Source organism: Streptomyces sp. NPDC037013 (assembly GCF_055607265.1).
On the sequence record NZ_JBVJRV010000001.1, the window covers coordinates 520,745 to 539,716 of the forward strand.

Sequence of the window (18,972 nt, forward strand, 5' to 3'; positions counted from 1 at the left end):
CCCACATGGCGAGTGAAGAGCAACTGGTCGAGTATCTGCGCCGGGTGACCACCGAGCTCCATGACACGCGCCGCCGCCTCGCACAGGAGGAGGAGCGCAGGCAGGAGCCGGTGGCCCTGGTCGGCATGGCCTGCCGGTTCCCGGGCGGCGTGTCGTCGCCCGAGGACCTGTGGGACCTCGTCGCCGCCGGCAAGGACGCCATCGAGGACTTCCCCACCGACCGGGGCTGGGACCTGGAGGGCCTGTACCACCCGGACCCGGCCACCTACGGCACCAGTTACGTGCGCCACGGCGGATTCGTGGACGACGCCGGCTCCTTCGACGCCGACTTCTTCGGCATCAGCCCGCGCGAGGCCCTGGCGATGGACCCGCAGCAGCGCCTCATGCTGGAGACGTCCTGGGAGCTGTTCGAACGGGCGGGCATCGACCCCGTCACCCTCAAGGGCAGCCGCACCGGCGTCTACGCCGGAGTGTCCAGCGAGGACTACATGTCCCAACTCCCGCGCATCCCGGAGGGGTTCGAGGGACACGCCACCACGGGAAGCCTCACGAGTGTCATCTCCGGACGCGTGGCCTACAACTACGGTCTCGAGGGCCCCGCCGTCACCGTCGACACCGCCTGCTCCGCCTCTCTCGTCGCCGTCCACCTCGCGAGCCAGGCGCTGCGCCAGCGCGAGTGCGACCTCGCCCTCGCGGGCGGCGTGCTGGTGCTGTCGAGCCCGCTGATGTTCACAGAGTTCTGCCGCCAGCGGGGTCTGGCCCCCGACGGCCGCTGCAAGCCGTTCGCCGCGGCGGCCGACGGCACCGGCTTCTCCGAGGGCATCGGCCTGATCCTCCTGGAGCGCCTCTCCGACGCACGCCGCAACGGCCACAACGTGCTGGCCGTTCTGCGGGGTTCGGCCGTCAACCAGGACGGCGCGAGCAACGGCCTGACCGCCCCCAACGACGCGGCCCAGGAACAGGTCATCCGCGCCGCCCTCGACAACGCCCGGCTCGCCCCCGCCGAGGTGGATGCCGTGGAGGCCCACGGCACCGGCACCAAACTGGGCGACCCCATCGAGGCCGGAGCGCTGCTCGCCACCTACGGGCAGCACCGCGACCGGCCCCTGCTGCTCGGCTCCCTCAAGTCCAACATCGGCCACACCCACGCCACCGCCGGTGTCGCCGGTGTCATCAAGACCGTCATGGCCATCCGCAACGGCATGGTCCCCGCCACGCTCCACGTCGAGGAACTGAGCCCGCACGTGGACTGGGACGCGGGCGCCGTCGAGGTCGTCACGGAACCCACGCCGTGGCCGGAGACCGGCCGCCCGCGCCGCGCCGGCGTATCCGCGTTCGGCATCTCCGGCACGAACGCGCACGTGATCCTGGAGGAGGCGCCCCAAGAGGCACCGGACGCGGCGTCGGGGGAGACGGCCGGAGGAGCCGAGCGGGACGACCGCCCCGAGCATGCGCCGGGCACGGTGGTGCCGTGGGTGGTCTCCGGCCGTACCGAGGAGGCCTTGCGCGAACAGGCCCGCCGCCTCGGCGAGTTCGTGGCGGGCGACACCGAGGCGCTGCCCGGAGAGGTCGGCTGGTCGCTGGTGACGAGCCGCTCGGTGTTCGAGAACCGGGCCGTGGTCGTGGGCCGCGACCGGGATTCCCTGACGGCAGGCCTCGGAGCCCTGGCGTCGGGAGAGACGTCGCCGGGTGTGGTGTCGGGGGTGGCCGGTGATGTGGGGCCAGGGCCGGTACTGGTGTTCCCGGGGCAGGGGTCGCAGTGGGTGGGCATGGGTGCTCAACTGCTGGATGAGTCGCCGGTGTTCGCTGGACGGATCGCGGAGTGTGAGCGGGCGCTTTCGGCGTACGTGGACTGGTCGTTGACGGAGGTGTTGCGCGGGGATGGCGGTGAGCTGTCCCGGGTCGAGGTTGTCCAGCCGGTGCTGTGGGCGGTGATGGTGTCGCTGGCCGCCGTGTGGGAGGACTACGGGATCAAGCCGGCTGCGGTCATCGGGCACTCGCAGGGGGAGATGGCTGCCGCGTGTGTGGCCGGGGCGTTGTCGCTGGAGGATGCGGCGCGGATTGTTGCGGTGCGCAGTGATGCGCTCCGGCAGCTTCAGGGGCATGGCGACATGGCGTCGCTGGGGACGGGGGCTGAGGAGGCTGCCGAGCTCATCGGCGACCGGCCGGGTGTGTGCGTGGCGGCTGTCAACGGGCCTTCTTCCACGGTCATTTCGGGTCCGCCGGAACATGTCGCGGCGGTTGTCGCCGATGCGGAGGCGCGTGGTCTGCGGGCCCGGGTCATCGACGTCGGCTACGCCTCCCACGGTCCCCAGATCGACGAACTCCGCGACCTGCTGACCGAGCGACTGGCCGACATCACCCCGTCGAGTACCGATGTCGCCTTCTATTCGACGGTCACGGCGGAGCGCCTGGCCGACACCACTGCCCTGGATACGGAGTACTGGGTCACCAACCTCCGTCAGCCGGTCCGCTTCGCCGACACCGTGGAGGCGTTGCTCGCGGACGGCTACCGGCTCTTCATCGAAGCCAGCCCCCACCCGGTGCTCGCTCTCGGCATGGAAGAAACCATCGAGCGGGCCGACATCCCCGCCACCGTCGTCCCCACCCTGCGCCGCGACCACGGCGACACCACCCAGCTCACCCGTGCCGCCGCCCACGCCTTCACCTCCGGTGCCGAGGTCGACTGGCGGCGCTGGTTCCCGGCCGACCCCACCCCTCGTACCGTCGACCTCCCCACCTACGCCTTCCAGCGGCGACGCTACTGGCTGGCCGACTCCGTGATGCGGGGTGCGGGGCGGGACGCGGGCGGTTCGGGGCACGCGCAGTTGCCGACCGCGGTCGCTCTCGCCGATGGGGGCGTGGTGCTCAACGGCCGGGTCTCCGCCGAGCGCGGCGCCTGGCTGGGCGGGCACGTGGTGGCCGGAACCGCCCTGGTGCCCGGTGCGGCGCTGGTGGAGTGGGTGCTGTGGGCCGCCGACGAGGCGGGCTGCGCCACGGTGGAGGAACTGACATTGCAGGCGCCGCTCGTGCTGCCGGAGACCGGGGGCCTCCAGGTCCAGGTCGCCGTGGGTGCGGCGGACGAGCAGGGTCGACGGGACGTACGCGTGTATTCGCGGCCCGAGCGGGATGCCTCGGCCGGATGGCTGTGCCACGCGGTGGGGGAGCTCGGGCGCGACGCGGCGGTACGGCCCGCGCCGCAGGCCGGGGCATGGCCGCCGGCGGGTGCGGAGCCGGTGGACGTGACCGGCTTCTACGACGACGTCGCCGCGGCCGGTTACGCCTACGGTTCGGCCTTCCGCGGGCTGCGGGCGCTGTGGCGGCACGGCCCGGATCTCCTCGCGGAGGTGGAGCTGCCCGAGCAGGCCGGTTCGTCGGCGGGCTTCGGGATCCATCCGGCGCTGCTGGACGCGGCCCTGCATCCGCTGCTCGCCCAGCGGGGCCCGGCCGGGGCCGACGGAGGGGACGTACTGCTGCCGTTCACCTGGAGCGGTGTCTCGCTGTGGGCGACGGAGGCCACCACCGTCCGGGTCCGGCTCGCCGGGCTGTCCGGGGGTGACGAGGAGACGGTGGCCCTGACGGTGACCGACCCCGCCGGTGGGCCCGTCCTCGACGTGGCCGAGCTGCGGCTGCGGTCGACCAGTGCCCGGCAGATGCGGACCGCCGCCGGGCCCGGCACGGATGGGCTCTACGAACTGCGCTGGTCGCCGCTGCCCGTACCGGCTTCGGACGACGGGGCCGGCACGCTCGTCGCGTCCGGCTGCGCGGTGCTCGGCGAGGCGGACGCGGCGCCGGACGCGTACGCGGAGTTCGGCGCGGACCTGGAACGGTATCGGGACGTGGGTGTTCTCGCGGACGCCGCTGCCGTGCCCGCCGTGGTGTTCGCCCCCGTCGAGACCCGCGGTGAGGACGGACTCGCCGTGGCTGAGCGGGTGTTGGGGGTCGTGCAGGAGTTCCTCGCCGCACCGGCCCTGGAGCAGACCCGTCTCATCTTCGTGACCCGGGGCGCGGTCGACGCGGCCGATCCCGCCGACGACCTCGGGGCGGTGCGCGCGGCGGACCCGGCGGGCGCGGCGGTATGGGGTCTGGTGCGCAGTGCGCAGTCGGAGAACCCGGGCCGCTTCCTGCTGCTCGACATGGACGGGCCCCGTGACTCCGCCGACCGTTCCGCCGTGATCGACGCGGTGCGACGCGCGGTGGACGCGGACGAGCCCCAACTGGCGCTCAGGGGCGGCCGGGTGCTGGTGCCGCGTTGGGCGCGGGCCGACGAGCCCGCCGAGGTGGCCGGGCCGCCCGGCGCCGGGGCCTGGCGCCTGGTCGGCGGGGAGTCCGGAACGCTGGAGGCGGTCGTGGCGGAGCCCTGTGACGCCGTGCTGGGTCCGTTGGGAGCCGGTCAGGTCCGCGTCGCCGTGCACGCCGCGGGGGTCAACTTCCGTGACGTACTGATCGCTCTGGGCATGTATCCGGACCCGGACGCGCTGCCCGGCACCGAAGTGGCCGGTGTGGTCACCGAAGTCGGGCCCGGTGTCACCCGCCTGTCGGCCGGTGACCGCGTGATGGGCATGGTGGACGGCGCGTTCGGGCCGTGGGCGGTCGCCGACGCGCGCACTCTGGCGCCCGTCCCGGACGGCTGGGACATGCGGGAGGCGGCTGCCACCCCGGCGGCGTTCCTGACGGCTTGGTACGGGTTGGTGGAGCTGGCCGGTCTCAAGGCGGGGGAGCGGGTGCTTGTCCATGCCGGTACGGGTGGTGTGGGCATGGCTGCGGTGCAGATTGCCCGGCATCTGGGTGCGGAGGTGTTCGCGACCGCGAGCCCGGCCAAGCACGCGGTGCTGGAAGAGATGGGAATCGACGCCGCTCATCGTGCCTCGTCCCGTGATCTCGACTTCGAGGAGACGATCCGGGCGGCGACCGGCGGGCAGGGCGTCGACGTCGTACTCAACAGTCTCGCCGGTGAGTTCATCGACGCGTCGCTGCGACTGCTGGGTGAGGGCGGCCGGTTCGTCGAGATGGGCAAGACCGATCTCCGTGCCCCCGAGGATGTGGCAGCCGGGCACCCCGGGGTCACGTACACCGCCTTCGACCTGGTCGCCGACGCCGGGCCCGAGTGGCTCGGGCAACTCCTCGACCGGCTCGGCGAGTTCTTCGCCACCGGCGCGCTGCGGCCGCTGCCGCACTCCGCATGGCCCCTCGGCCGGGCGCGCGAGGCGTTCCGCCACATGAGCCAGGCGAAGCACACCGGCAAGCTGGTACTCGACGTACCCGCGCCACTGGATCCCGACGGAACCGTCCTCATCACGGGCGGCACCGGCACCATTGGCTCCGCCGTCGCCGAGCACTTGGCGCGCACCGGCGCCTGCACGCACCTGCTCATCGCCGGCCGCAGCGGCGGCGACGCCGAGGGAGCGGACGAACTCGCCGACCGGATCGCCGCGTCGGGCGCCGAGGTCACCTTCGTGGCGGCCGACGTGAGCGACCCCGAGGCGGTCGACGCGCTGATCGCGGGCATCGACCCGGCGCACCCGCTGACCGGCGTCGTGCACGCCGCCGGTGTGCTCGACAACGCGCTGATCGGCGCGCAGAGCCCCGAGAGCCTCGCCCGGGTGTGGGCGCCCAAGGCCGCCGCCGCACGCCGCCTGCACGAGGCGACGCGCGGGATGCGGCTCGGTCTGTTCGTGATGTTCTCGTCCTTCGCCTCCACCCTCGGCACCCCGGGCCAGGCCAACTACGCCGCCGCGAACGCCTATTGCGACGCGCTGGCCGCTCGGCGCCGCGCCGAGGGCCTTGCGGGCCTCTCCGTGGCATGGGGGCTGTGGGAGACCACGAGCGGTCTGACCGGCACCCTCTCCGCCGCCGACCGTGCCCGCATCGACCGCTACGGCATCAAGCCCACCGGCGCGGCCCGCGGCTGCGCCCTGCTGGACGCCGCACGGAGCCACGGACGCCCCGACCTGCTCGCCATGGACCTGGACGCCCGCGTCCCGGCCCGCTCCGACGCACCCGTCCCCACCGTGCTGCGCGCCCTGGCCGCAGCGGGGGCACCCGCCGCCGCACGGCCCACCGCGGCCGCCGACGGCGGAGCACAGGACTGGCAGGGCAGGCTCGCGGGGCTCGGCGCCGAACAGCGGGTCGAGCTCCTCACCGGACTCGTCCGCACCCACGCCGCCGGCGTCCTCGGGCACGCCGACCCGGACGCGGTCCAAGTGGACACGCCGTTCAAGGAGTTGGGCCTCGACTCGCTGACGGCGGTCGAACTGCGCAACCGGCTCGCGGCCGCCACCGGCCTGAAGCTGCCCGCGGCCCTGGTCTTCGACTACCCGCAGGCCCACGCGCTCGCCGCCCACCTGGCCGAGCGGCTCGCCCCCGACGGGGCCGGCGCCGCGACCGCCACGGGCGGCGACACGACCGCCCAGGTGCTGCGGGAGGTGGCCCGGGTCGAACACACCCTGTCCGCCGCCGTCGCACAGGGCCTCGACCAGGCGGCCGTCACGGCCCGCCTGGAAGCGCTGCTCGCCCGCTTCACGGCGGCCATGGCGGCAGGCACGACCACCGCCGACGGCGGCGACGACGCGGCGGACCAGCTGGAGACGGCCACCGCCGAACAAGTACTGGACTTCATCGACAACGAACTCGGGGTGTGAGCCGCATGCCGGCCGCACGCCCCGCGATCACGGGCGGGGAGCTAAAGCGCACATGGTGAGCGAAGAGAAACTGGTCGACTACCTCAAGCGTGTCTCCGCGGACCTGCACGCCACCAGGCAGCGGCTGCGCGAGGCCGAGGAGCGCGACCAGGAACCGGTGGCCGTGGTGGAGATGGCCTGCCGCTACCCCGGCGGCGTCCGCAGCCCGGAGGACCTGTGGGAACTGGTCTCCACGGGCGGCAACGCCCTTGGCCCCTTCCCCGACAACCGGGGCTGGGACCTGGAGCGGATCTTCCACCCCGACCCCGACCACCCCGGCACGAGCTACGCCCGCGAGGGCGGGTTCATCCACGACGCCGACCGGTTCGACCCGGAGTTCTTCGGCATCAGCCCGCGCGAGGCCGCCGTGCTCGACCCCCAGCAGCGGCTGCTCCTGGAGTGCGCCTGGGAGGCGCTGGAGCGCGCGGGCATCGACCCGCGCTCGCTGAACGGCACCCGCACCGGCGTCTACGCGGGCGCGGCACTGCCCGGCTTCGGCACCCCCCACATCGACCCGGCGGCCGAGGGCCACCTCGTCACCGGCAGCGCCCCCAGCGTCCTCTCGGGCCGCCTCGCCTACACCTTCGGACTGGAAGGCCCGGCGGTGACGATCGACACCGCCTGCTCGTCGTCGCTCGTCGCCGTCCACCTGGCCGCGCACGCGCTGCGCCGACGGGAGTGCGACCTGGCGCTCGCCGGCGGCGTCACGGTGATGACCACCCCGTACGTGTTCACCGAGTTCTCCCGCCAGCGCGGCCTGGCCGCCGACGGCCGCTGCAAGCCCTTCGCGGCCGCCGCCGACGGCACCGCGTTCTCCGAGGGCGCCGGACTCCTCGTACTGGAACGCCTCTCCGACGCCCGCCGGGCCGGACACCGCGTGCTCGCCGTCATCCGCGGCTCCGCCGTCAACCAGGACGGCGCGAGCAACGGTCTGACCGCCCCCAACGGCCCCTCCCAGCAGCGCGTCATCCGCGCCGCACTCGCCGGGGCCCGGCTCTCGCCCGCCGAAGTCGACGCGGTCGAGGCACACGGCACCGGTACCCGGCTCGGCGACCCCATCGAGGCCGACGCGCTCCTCGCCACCTACGGCCAGGAGCGGCACGAGAACCGGCCGCTGTGGCTCGGCTCGGTGAAGTCCAACATCGGCCACACCCAGGGCGCGGCGGGCGCCGCGGGTCTGATCAAGATGGTCCAGGCGCTGCGGCACCAGACGCTGCCCGCCACCTTGTACGCGGACGAGCCCACCCCGCACGCCGACTGGGAGTCGGGCGCGGTACGCCTGCTCACCGAGCCCGTCGCCTGGCCGCGCGGCGACCGCGCCCGCCGCGCGGGCATCTCCTCCTTCGGCATCTCCGGCACCAACGCCCACCTCATCCTGGAGGAGGCACCTCAGGACGAGAAGGAGACACTCCCGGCCGCCGCGGACGCGCCCCCGCCGGCACAAGCGACGTCCTCGGCCGCACAAGGGGCACGCCTGGCCGAGGAAGCGGCACTCCCGGCCGGGACCGAAGCAGTGGCCGATGCCGTTGCAGGGGCCGCCGCCTCTGCCGTGTCCGCGCGTTCCGAGGTCTCCCGGGGCGGGGCGGCGACGCTGCCCTGGGTGCTGTCCGCCCGCACCCCCGCCGCGCTGCGCGCCCAGGCCGACGCGCTCGCCGGCCACCTCGCCGCCCACCCCGGCGGCTCGACCGCCGACATCGGCGCCACCCTGCTGCGCCGCACCCTGTTCGAGCACCGCGCCGTCGTGCTCGGCACCGACCACGACGAGCGCGCCGCCGCACTGAACGCACTCGCGGCCGGCCGCAGCCACCCCGCCCTCACCCGCGCCGCGGGCCCCGCACGCCCCGGCGGCACCGCCTTCCTCTTCACCGGCCAGGGCAGCCAACGGCCCGGCATGGGCGCCCGGTTGTACGAGACCTTCGACGTCTTCGCCGAAGCCCTGGACGAGATCTGCGCCCACCTGGACCCGCTGCTCGAACAGCCGCTGCGCTCCGTCCTGTTCGCCCCCGCCGACACCGCGCAGGCAGCCGCGCTGCACGGGACCGGCATGACCCAGGCCGCCCTCTTCGCCCTCGAAGTCGCCCTGTACCGCCTGGTCACCTCCTTCGGTGTGACACCCGCCCGGCTGACCGGACACTCCGTCGGCGAGATCGCCGCCGCGCACGCCGCAGGGGTGTTCTCCCTGCCGGACGCCTGCGCCTTGGTCGCCGCCCGCGGCCGGCTCATGCAGGCCCTGCCCTCGGGCGGCGCCATGCTCGCCGTACAGGCGGCCGAAGAGGACGTACTGCCCCTGCTCGCGGGGGAGGAGGAGCGCCTCTCGCTCGCCGCGGTCAACGGCCCCGCCGCCGTCGTCGTCTCCGGCGAGGAGGACGCCGTCACGGAGATCGAACGGGCCTTGCGCGCCCGCCGCGTCAAGACCAAGCGCCTCAACGTCAGTCACGCCTTCCACTCGCCGCTCATCGAGCCGATGCTCGACGACTTCCGCCGTGTGGTCCGCTCCCTGACCCTCCACCCGCCGACCCTGCCCGTCGTCTCCAACCTCACCGGGCGCCTCGCCGACGCGGAACTCCTGACCGACCCCGAGTACTGGGTGCGGCACGTCCGCCGGCCCGTGCGCTTCTTCGACGGGCTGCGCACCCTCGGCGCCGACAACGTGGTGCGCTACCTGGAACTCGGCCCCGACCCCGTCCTCGCCACCATGGTCCAGGACTGCCTCCCGGCCGCCCCGGCCGACGGCACCGAGGAACCCGCCCCTCTCGTCGTCGCCGCCCTGCGCGCCGGACACGACGAGGCCCGCACCCTGCTCGGCGCCGTCGCCGCGCTGCACACCGACGGACACACCGCCGACCTCGCCCCGCTCTTCCCCGCGGACGCCGCCCAACTGCCGCTGCCCACCTACCGGTTCCAGCGCCGCCGGTACTGGCGCGCCACCCCCGACGCCGCCGCGCCGGCCCGCGCCGCCGACGTCCACGACACCGGCCACCCGCTCCTGCCCGCCGTCATCCACCAGGCCGACGGCAGCCTGCTCCTCGCGGGCCGGCTCTCCCTGCGCACCCACCCGTGGCTCGCCGACCACGCCATCGCGGGCGGCGTCCCGCTGCCCGCGACCGCCTTCGTCGAACTCGCCCTGCTCGCGGGACGCTTCGCCGACTGCGACACCGTCGACGACCTGACACTCGAGACGCCGCTGCTCCTCGATGACGCCGACAGCGGCACGGGTTCAGGCGGTGGCAGCGGTACGGGCACCGGTGGCGCGCACGGCTCCGGAGCGGGCGCCGTCCACGTACAACTCGCCCTGGCAGCCCCCGACGAGACCGGCCGCCGCACCCTCACCATCCACACCCGGCCCGCCGACGACGACGCCGACGCCGGCACCGACGGGATGGAAGACGGAACGGGCACCCACGGCTGGCGCCGACACGCCACCGGCATCCTCTCGGCCGGCCCGGCCACCGAACCCCCGGCCCCCGACACCACGCCCTGGCCGCCCGCCGGGGCCACCGCCCTCGACGTCGACGCGCTGTACGACCGTCTCGACGCCCAGGGCTACTGCTACGGGCCGGCGTTCCGCGCCGTCCACGCGGCCTGGCGGCACGGCGACGACCTCTACGCGGACGTCCGCCTCGCCGACGAACAGCACGCCGACGCCGAGGCGTTCGCCCTGCACCCGGCCCTGCTCGACGCCGCCCTGCACGCCGTCGACGAGCTCTATCACGCCGGGGACGGCGAGGCCGAGGCGCCCGTACGGCTGCCGTTCTCCTTCAGCGACATACGCCATCACGTCACCGGGGCGACCCATCTGCGGGCCCGCCTCGGCCCTCGCGGTGACGACCGGCTGACCCTGACCCTGACCGGCGCCGACGGCACGCCCGTCGCCACCATAGACACCCTCCAACTGCGGCTGATCCCCGCGGACCGCTGGCGCGCCGCCCGCCCCGCGGCCACCATCCCCCTGCACCACCTGGACTGGCAGCCGCTGCCGCTGCGGGACGAGACGCAGCCCGCCGGGACCTGGGCCGTGCTCGGCACCGACGACGCGGGCATCGGACCCACCGCACACCACCCGGACCTGGCCGCGCTGACGGCCGCCGTCGCCGACGGCGAGCCCGTACCGGACATCGTCTTCGCCCCGTTCACCGTCGACAGCGACGCAACCACTGACGCCACCGATGGCCCCACCGCGGACAGCGCGGAGAGCATCCCGGCGCGCGTACGGGCCCACGCCCGGCACGCCCTCCAGCTGCTGCGGGAGTGGCTCACCACGGACAGCCTCCCCGGTGCCCGCCTCGTCATCCTCACCACGGGCGCGGTCACCGCCCACCCCGACGACGCGCCCGCCGACCTGGCCACCGCGCCCCTCTGGGGCCTGGTCCGCGCCGCCCAGGCCGAACAGCCCGACCGCGTGCTGCTCGTGGACACCGACCAGGACACCGCGTCACGCGACGCGCTGCCCGCCGCCCTGGCCGCCGCCACCGTCCACGCCGAGAACCAGCTCGCCCTGCGTACCGGCACGGCCCTCGTCCCCCGCCTCGCGGTCACCCCGCCCGGCCCCGACGCCACCGCGCCACACCTGGACCCGGAGGGCACCGTCCTGATCACCGGCGGCACCGGAGGTCTCGGCCGCGCCGTCGCCCGCCACCTGGCCGCCACACACGGCGCACGCCACCTCCTCCTCGCCGGCCGGCGTGGCGAGGCGGCCGAAGGTGTCGCCGAGCTGCGCGCCGAACTCGCCGCCGACGGCGTCGACGTACGCGTCGAGGCCTGCGACATCACCGACCCCGACGCCCTGAGGGCACTCCTGGCCGGCATCCCCGCCGCCCACCCCCTCACCGCCGTCGTCCACACCGCAGGCGTCATCGACGACAGCCTCGTCACGACGATGACCCGCGGCCAGCTCGACGCCGTCCTGGCACCCAAGGTCGACGCGGCCTGGCACCTGCACGAACTCACCCGCGACACGGACCTGTCGGCGTTCGTCGTCTTCTCCTCCGGCGCCTCCCTCCTCGGCAACGGCGGCCAGGCCAACTACGCGGCCGCCAACGTCTTCCTCAACACCCTCGCCGAACACCGCCGCGCCCACGGCCTCGCCGCCACCTCCCTCGCCTGGGGACTGTGGGAGTCCGCGTCCGGCGGCATGGCGGCCCGGCTCGCGGACGCCGACCGCGCCCGCATCCACCGCACCGGGGTCGCGGGACTCGACGACGACCAGGCCCTCGCCCTCTTCGACGCGGCCCTCACCGCCCCGCACGCCACGGTCCTCGCCACCCGCTTCGACCGGGCCGTCCTGCGCGGCCAGGCCGCCGCACGCACCCTGCAACCCGTCCTGCGCGGGCTGGTGCGCACGCAGCGCCCCACAGCCACCCGCACCACCGGCACCGGCACCGGCACCGACGAGGCCACGCCCACGTCGTGGGTGGCCCGCCTCGCCAAGCTCTCCGACGCCGACCGCGACCGCGCCCTCAACGACCTCATCCGTGAACAGATCGCGACGGTCCTGGCCCACCCCTCACCCGAGACCATCGAACTGGGCCGCGCCTTCCAGGAGTTGGGCTTCGACTCGCTCACCGCCCTGGAACTCCGCAACCGCCTCTCCACCGCCACCGGCATCCGGCTGCCCGCCACGCTCATCTTCGACCACCCCAGCCCCGGCGCCCTCGCCCGCCACCTGCGCGGCCACCTCCCCGACAGCGACGCACACACGTCACCGGCCACCCAGGCACCCGCCCCGCGCACCACGGGCACCGACGACGACCTCATCGCCATCGTCGGCATGGCCTGCCACTACCCCGGCGGCGTGACCTCGCCCGACCGGCTGTGGCAGCTGGTAGCCACCGGCACCGACGCCATCGGCCCCTTCCCCGAGGACCGCGGCTGGGACACGGCCGCCCTGTTCGACCCCGACCCCGACCAGGTCGGCCACAGCTACACGCGAGAAGGAGGCTTCCTCTACGACGCGGCCCGCTTCGACGCCGGCTTCTTCGGCATCAGCCCCCGCGAGGCCGCCGCCACCGACCCGCAGCAACGCCTGCTCCTCGAGACGGCCTGGCAGGCCTTCGAACACGCGGGCATCGACCCGGCCACCCTGCGCGGCACCTCCTGCGGCGTGATCACCGGCATCATGTACGACGACTACGGCTCACGCTTCCTTGCCCGCAAGCCGGACGGCTTCGAGGGACGCATCATGACCGGCAGCACGCCGAGCGTGGCCTCCGGCCGGGTCGCCTACACGTTCGGGCTCGAAGGCCCCGCCATCACGGTGGACACCGCCTGCTCCTCCTCGCTGGTCGCGATGCACCTGGCGTCCCAGGCGCTGCGCCAGGGCGAGTGCGAGCTCGCGCTCGCCGGCGGCGTGACCGTCATGGCCACCCCGAACACCTTCGTGGAGTTCTCGCGCCAGCGAGGCCTCGCCCCCGACGGCCGGTGCAAGCCGTTCGCGGCCGCGGCCGACGGCACCGGCTGGGGCGAAGGCGCCGGCCTCGTCGTCCTGGAGCGCCTCTCCGACGCGCGCCGCAACGGTCACAAGGTCCTCGCGGTGATACGGGGCTCCGCCGTCAACCAGGACGGCGCGAGCAACGGCATGACCGCCCCCAACGGCCCCTCCCAGGAACGCGTCATCCGCGCCGCCCTCGCCGGGGCGGGCCGGGCCCCCGAGGACGTCGACGTGGTGGAGGCCCACGGCACGGGCACCACGCTGGGCGACCCCATCGAGGCGCAGGCGCTGCTGGCCACGTACGGCCAAGGGCGGTCCGAGGACCGGCCGTTGTGGCTCGGCTCGATCAAGTCGAACATCGGTCACACTCAGGCGGCGGCCGGCGTGGCGGGCGTCATCAAGATGGTGATGGCCCTGCGCAACGAACAGCTCCCCGCCACCCTCCACGCCGACGAACCGACCCCTCATGTCGAGTGGGATGGCGGCGGGGTGCGCCTGCTGACCGAACCGGTCCCGTGGTCGCGTGGCGAATGGGTGCGGCGCGCGGGAGTCTCGTCCTTCGGCATCTCGGGGACGAATGCGCATCTGATCCTGGAGGAGGCGCCGGAGGAGGTGCCTTCGGGGGAGGTCTCCTCGGGAGAGGCTGCTTCGGGTGGCGTCGTCGCGCCGGGAGCGGGTGTGGTGCCGTGGGTGGTGTCCGGGCGCTCGGTGGACGCGTTGCGTGAACAGGCGCGGCGGCTGGACGAGTTCACCTCACGGGACTCTGACTCCACGGTGGCCGAGGTCGGCTGGTCGCTGGTGATGAGCCGGTCCGTGTTCGAGCAGCGGGCCGTCGTCGTGGGCCGCGACCGGGACGAGTTGAGGGCCGCGTTGCGGTCGCTGGCGGCAGGTGACGCGTGCGCGGACGTCGTGTCCGGTGCGGCGACTTCTGCGGGGGCGGGGCCGGTGCTGGTCTTTCCCGGGCAGGGGTCGCAGTGGGTGGGTATGGGTGCTCAACTGCTGGATGAGTCGCCGGTGTTCGCGGAACGGATCGCCGAGTGCGAGCGGGCGCTTTCGGCGTACGTGGACTGGTCACTGACGGAGGTGTTGCGCGGGGACGGCAGTGAGCTGTCCCGGGTCGAGGTTGTCCAGCCCGTGTTGTGGGCGGTGATGGTGTCCCTGGCCGCCGTCTGGGAGGACTACGGGATCAAGCCGGCTGCCGTCATCGGGCACTCGCAGGGCGAGATGGCTGCCGCGTGTGTGGCCGGGGCGCTGTCGCTGGAGGATGCGGCACGGATTGTTGCCGTGCGCAGTGATGCGCTCAGGCAGCTTCAGGGACACGGCGACATGGCGTCGCTGGGGACGGGGGCCGAGGAGGCTGCCGAGCTCATCGGCGACCGGCCGGGTGTGTGCGTGGCGGCCGTCAACGGGCCCTCGTCCACGGTTATTTCGGGTCCGCCGGAGCATGTCGCGGCGGTCGTCGCTGACGCGGAGGCGCGTGGTCTGCGGGCCCGGGTCATCGATGTCGGCTATGCCTCGCACGGCCCGCAGATCGACGAGCTGCGCGACCTGCTGACCGAGCGCCTTTCCGACATCACCCCCTCCCGTACTGATGTCGCCTTCTACTCGACGGTCACCGCCGAGCGCCTCGACGACACCACCGCTCTGGACACCGAGTACTGGGTCACCAACCTCCGCCAGCCGGTGCGTTTCGCCGACACCGTGGAGGCGTTGCTCGCGGACGGCTACCGGCTGTTCATCGAGGCCAGCCCGCACCCGGTGCTCGCTCTCGGCATGGAAGAGACCATCGAGCGGGCCGATATCCCCGCCACCGTCGTGCCCACCCTGCGCCGCGACCACGGCGACACCATCCAGCTCACCCGGGCCGCCGCCCACGCCTTCACCTCCGGTGCTGAGGTCGACTGGCGGCGTTGGTTCCCGGCCGACCCCACCCCTCGTACCGTCGACCTCCCCACCTACGCCTTCCAGCGACGGCACTACTGGCTGGAGGAGCCCGGAGGCTCCACGGGGGACGCCGCCGACCTCGGCATGGCGTCCGCCGGTCACCCGCTGCTCGGTGCCTGCGTGGAACTCGCCGAGTCCGACGCGTACTTGCTCACCGGCCGGCTCTCCCGCAAGGCCCCTTCCTGGCTTGCCGAGCACGTGGTGGCCGGGACGGTCCTCGTGCCGGGGGCCGCCCTTGTGGAGTGGGTGCTGCGGGCCGCCGACGAGGCGGGCTGCGCCACGGTGGACGAGCTGACGTTGCAGGCGCCGCTTGTGCTGCCCGAGTCCGGCGGCGTCCAGGTCCAGGTGGCCGTGGGCGCGGCGGACGAGCAGGGCCGACGGGACGTACGCGTGTACTCGCGGCCGGATGGGGCCGACGGAGCCGCCCCGTGGTTGTGCCATGCCGTCGGCGTGGTGAGCGCGGAACTCGCAGCGCCCACACCGGAGATGGGCGGCGCGTGGCCTCCGCCCGGCGCCGAGGCCGTGGATGTGTCGGACTTCTATGAGCGGGCCGCCGAGGCGGGGTACGCGTACGGCCCGGCGTTCCGGGGGGTGCGGGCCCTGTGGCGGCACGGGTCCGAGCTGCTGGCCGAGGTGACACTGCCCGAGCAGGCGGGTGGCCATGACGGCTTCGGGGTCCACCCGGCGCTGCTGGATGCCGCCCTGCATCCGCTGCTGCTCATCGACCGGCCGGCCGACGGTCAGATGTGGCTGCCGTTCGCGTGGAACGGGGTGGCCCTCAGTGCGGAGGGTGCGACGCACGTCCGCGTGCGGCTCTCCCCGCAGGAGGACTCGGCCGAGCGCGGCCTGCGGGTCGAGATCGCCGACGGCGACGGCGCGCCCGTTCTGGCTGTGGACGCGCTGACGCTGCGGGCGGCCGACCCGGGGCAGCTGGCGGCCGCCGCGGGCAGCGGCGTCGACGGTCTCTACACGGTGGACTGGACGCCGCTTGAGGTGCCGTCGACCGACGTGTCGGAGGATGCCGGCTGGGTCGTGCTCTCGGGTGATGCCGGTCTGTCCGGCGTGGTGCCGGAGAGCGGCGGCGAGGCGCCGTGGGCCGTACTGGCTCCTGTCGAGGCCCCCGCAGGGGGAGACGACGGGCGGCCGGTGGTGGAGCGGGCGCTCGCCCTGGTCCAGGAGTTCCTGGCGGTGCCGGAGCTGGCCGAGTCCCGGCTCTTCCTCGTCACGCGGGGCGCCGTGGCCGTGGACGGCGCCGGCGACGTGGACGCGTCCGCCGCCGCTGTATGGGGCCTGGTCCGCACCGCGCAGTCGGAGAACCCGGGCCGCTTCGTCCTGCTCGATGTCGACGGCGATCTTGATGGCGGCCTCGGTGGCGATGGCGACGGGCACGGAGACAGTCGCAGTGCCGTCGCCGACGGGCTGCCGCTGGGCGCTCTGCGGCACGCCGTCGAAGTACTCGACGAGCCCCAACTCGCCCTCAGGGATGGAAAGATACGTGTTCCTCGTCTGACGCCCGCCGGTGGGCCGGAGGAGCTGGTGCCGCCGACCGGCACGCCCGCCTGGCGTCTCGGCACCTCGGGCACGGCCACGCTGGAGAACCTCGCGGTCGTCGACGCCCCGGAGGCGCTCGCCCCGCTCGAGCCCGGCCAGGTGCGGATCTCCGTACGGGCGGCCGGCATCAACTTCCGTGACGTACTGATCGCGCTGGGCATGTATCCCGACAAGGGCACCTTCGCGGGCAGCGAGGGTGCCGGGCATGTGACGGAGGTCGGGCCCGGCGTCACGCATCTGTCCGTCGGTGACCGCGTGATGGGCCTGTTCGAGGGTGCCTTCGCGCCCCTGGCGGTCGCGGACGCCCGGATGGTCGTCCCGGTCCCGGAGGGGTGGAGCCTCCAGCAGGCCGCCGCCGTGCCCGTGGTGTTCCTGACGGCCTGGTACGGGCTGGTGGACCTCGGTCGCCTCAGGGCGGGCGAGTCGCTGCTCATCCACGCCGGCACCGGCGGGGTGGGCATGGCCGCCACCCAGATCGCCCGCCACCTGGGCGCCGAGGTGTACGCCACCGCCAGCCCCGCCAAACACGGCGTGCTCGACGGCATGGGCATCGACGCCGCCCACCGGGCCTCCTCCCGCGACCTCGCCTTCGAGGAAGAGCTGCGCGCGGCGACGGGCGGGCGGGGCATGGACGTCGTACTCAACAGCCTGGCGGGGGAGTTCACCGACGCGTCGCTCCGGCTGCTCGCCGAGGGCGGGCGCATGGTCGACATGGGCAAGACCGACAAACGCGACCCCGAGCAGGTCGCGGCCGACCACGGGGGCGCCTGGTACCGGGCGTTCGACCTGGTGCCGCACGCCGGACCCGACCGGATCGGCGAAATGCTGGCCGAAATGGGCGAGTTGTTCGCCTCCGGGGTCCTTTCCCCACTGCCGGTGACGCCCTGGCCGCTGGGCCGGGCACGGGAGGCGTTCCGGTTCATGAGCCGGGCACAGCACACCGGCAAGCTCGTCCTGGAGATCCCGCCCGCCCTCGACCCCGACGGTACGGTCCTCATCACCGGCGGCACCGGAGTGCTCGCCGCCGCGGTCGCCGAGCACCTGGTGGGGGAGTGGGGCGTACGACACCTGCTGCTCGCCGGCAGGCGTGGTTCCGAGGCGCCCGGCAGCGGCGAACTCGCGGCCCGGCTGACCGGGATGGGGGCCGAGGTGACCGTCGTCGCGGCGGACGTCGCCGACCGCGAGGCGGTGGCCGAACTCATCGGCAAGATCGATCCGGCGCATCCGCTGACCGGCGTGATCCACGCCGCCGGTGTCCTGGACGACGCCGTGGTCACCGCGCAGACACCGGAGAGCCTCGCGCGCGTATGGGCGGCGAAGGCCGCCGCCGCGACGCATCTGCACGAGGCGACACGCGACCTGAGGCTCGGGCTGTTCGTCGTCTTCTCCTCCGGGGCGGCGACACTGGGCAGCCCCGGGCAGGCCAACTACGCGGCGGCGAACGCCTATTGCGACGCCCTCGTCCAGCGGCGCCGCGCACAGGGGCTGCCCGGCCTCTCGATCGGCTGGGGCCTGTGGCAGACCGCGAGCGGCATGACCGGGCACCTGGGCGAGGGAGACCTGGCCCGCATGAAGCGCACCGGATTCACCCCGCTCACCACCGAGCGCGGCCTCGCCCTGCTCGACGGCGCCCTCGCCCACGGCCGGCCGCACCTCGTCGCCGTCGACCTCGACGCGCGGACCGTCGCCGCCCAGCCCGCGGCGTCCCGTCCCGTCCTCCTGCGCGCCGTGGCCGCCACCGCACGCGGCGGCCGGATCACGACCCGGCGCAGCGCGACCGGGGCCGGCGCCCCCGCCACGGACGGCTTCGCCGCCCGGCTCGCCGGACTGACGGTCCCCGAACGGCGCCGCCAACTGCTGGATCTCGTACGGACCAACGTCGCGGGCGTCCTCGGCCACACCGACCACGACGCGGTCCGCCCGGACACGTCCTTCAAGGAGCTCGGCTTCGACTCCCTGACCGCCGTGGAACTGCGGAACCGGCTCGCGGCGGCCACCGGCCTGAAGCTGCCCGCCGCACTCGTCTTCGACTACCCGGAGTCCGCCGCGCTCGTCGACCACCTCCTGGAACGCCTGTCGCCCGACGGCGCCGCCCCGCCCGTCAAGGACGCGGCGGACCCGGTGCTCAACGAACTCGGCAGGATCGAGTCCTCCCTGGACGTCCTCGCCCTCGACGACGACGCGCGCGGCCGGGTCACCAGGCGCCTCAACACGCTGCTGTCCAAGCTGAACGGCGCCGCCGGCGGCGCCACGGCGGACGGGCACGGCGCGACCGGTCTGGACGCGCTCGACGACGTCTCGGACGACGAGATGTTCGAGTTCATCGACCGGGAGCTGTGACCCCTGCCCCGGCCCACCCCTCCCCCCAGC

The 18,972-nt window shown here is 74.2% G+C and carries 2 protein-coding genes; both read left to right on the forward strand.

Going from position 1 to position 18,972, the window contains the following annotated elements; all coding sequences use genetic code 11:
* Positions 1 to 5: 5 nt before the first annotated feature.
* Positions 6 to 6,641 carry an SDR family NAD(P)-dependent oxidoreductase gene (locus ACZ7DY_RS02260; RefSeq protein WP_471128889.1) on the forward strand — a complete coding sequence of 2,212 codons (6,636 nt, stop codon included), beginning with the start codon at positions 6 to 8 and terminating at the stop codon, positions 6,639 to 6,641.
* A 52-nt stretch (positions 6,642 to 6,693) separates the two neighbouring features.
* Positions 6,694 to 18,942 carry an SDR family NAD(P)-dependent oxidoreductase gene (locus tag ACZ7DY_RS02265; protein ID WP_471128892.1) on the forward strand — a complete coding sequence of 4,083 codons (12,249 nt, stop codon included), beginning with the start codon at positions 6,694 to 6,696 and terminating at the stop codon, positions 18,940 to 18,942.
* Positions 18,943 to 18,972: the final 30 nt, after the last annotated feature.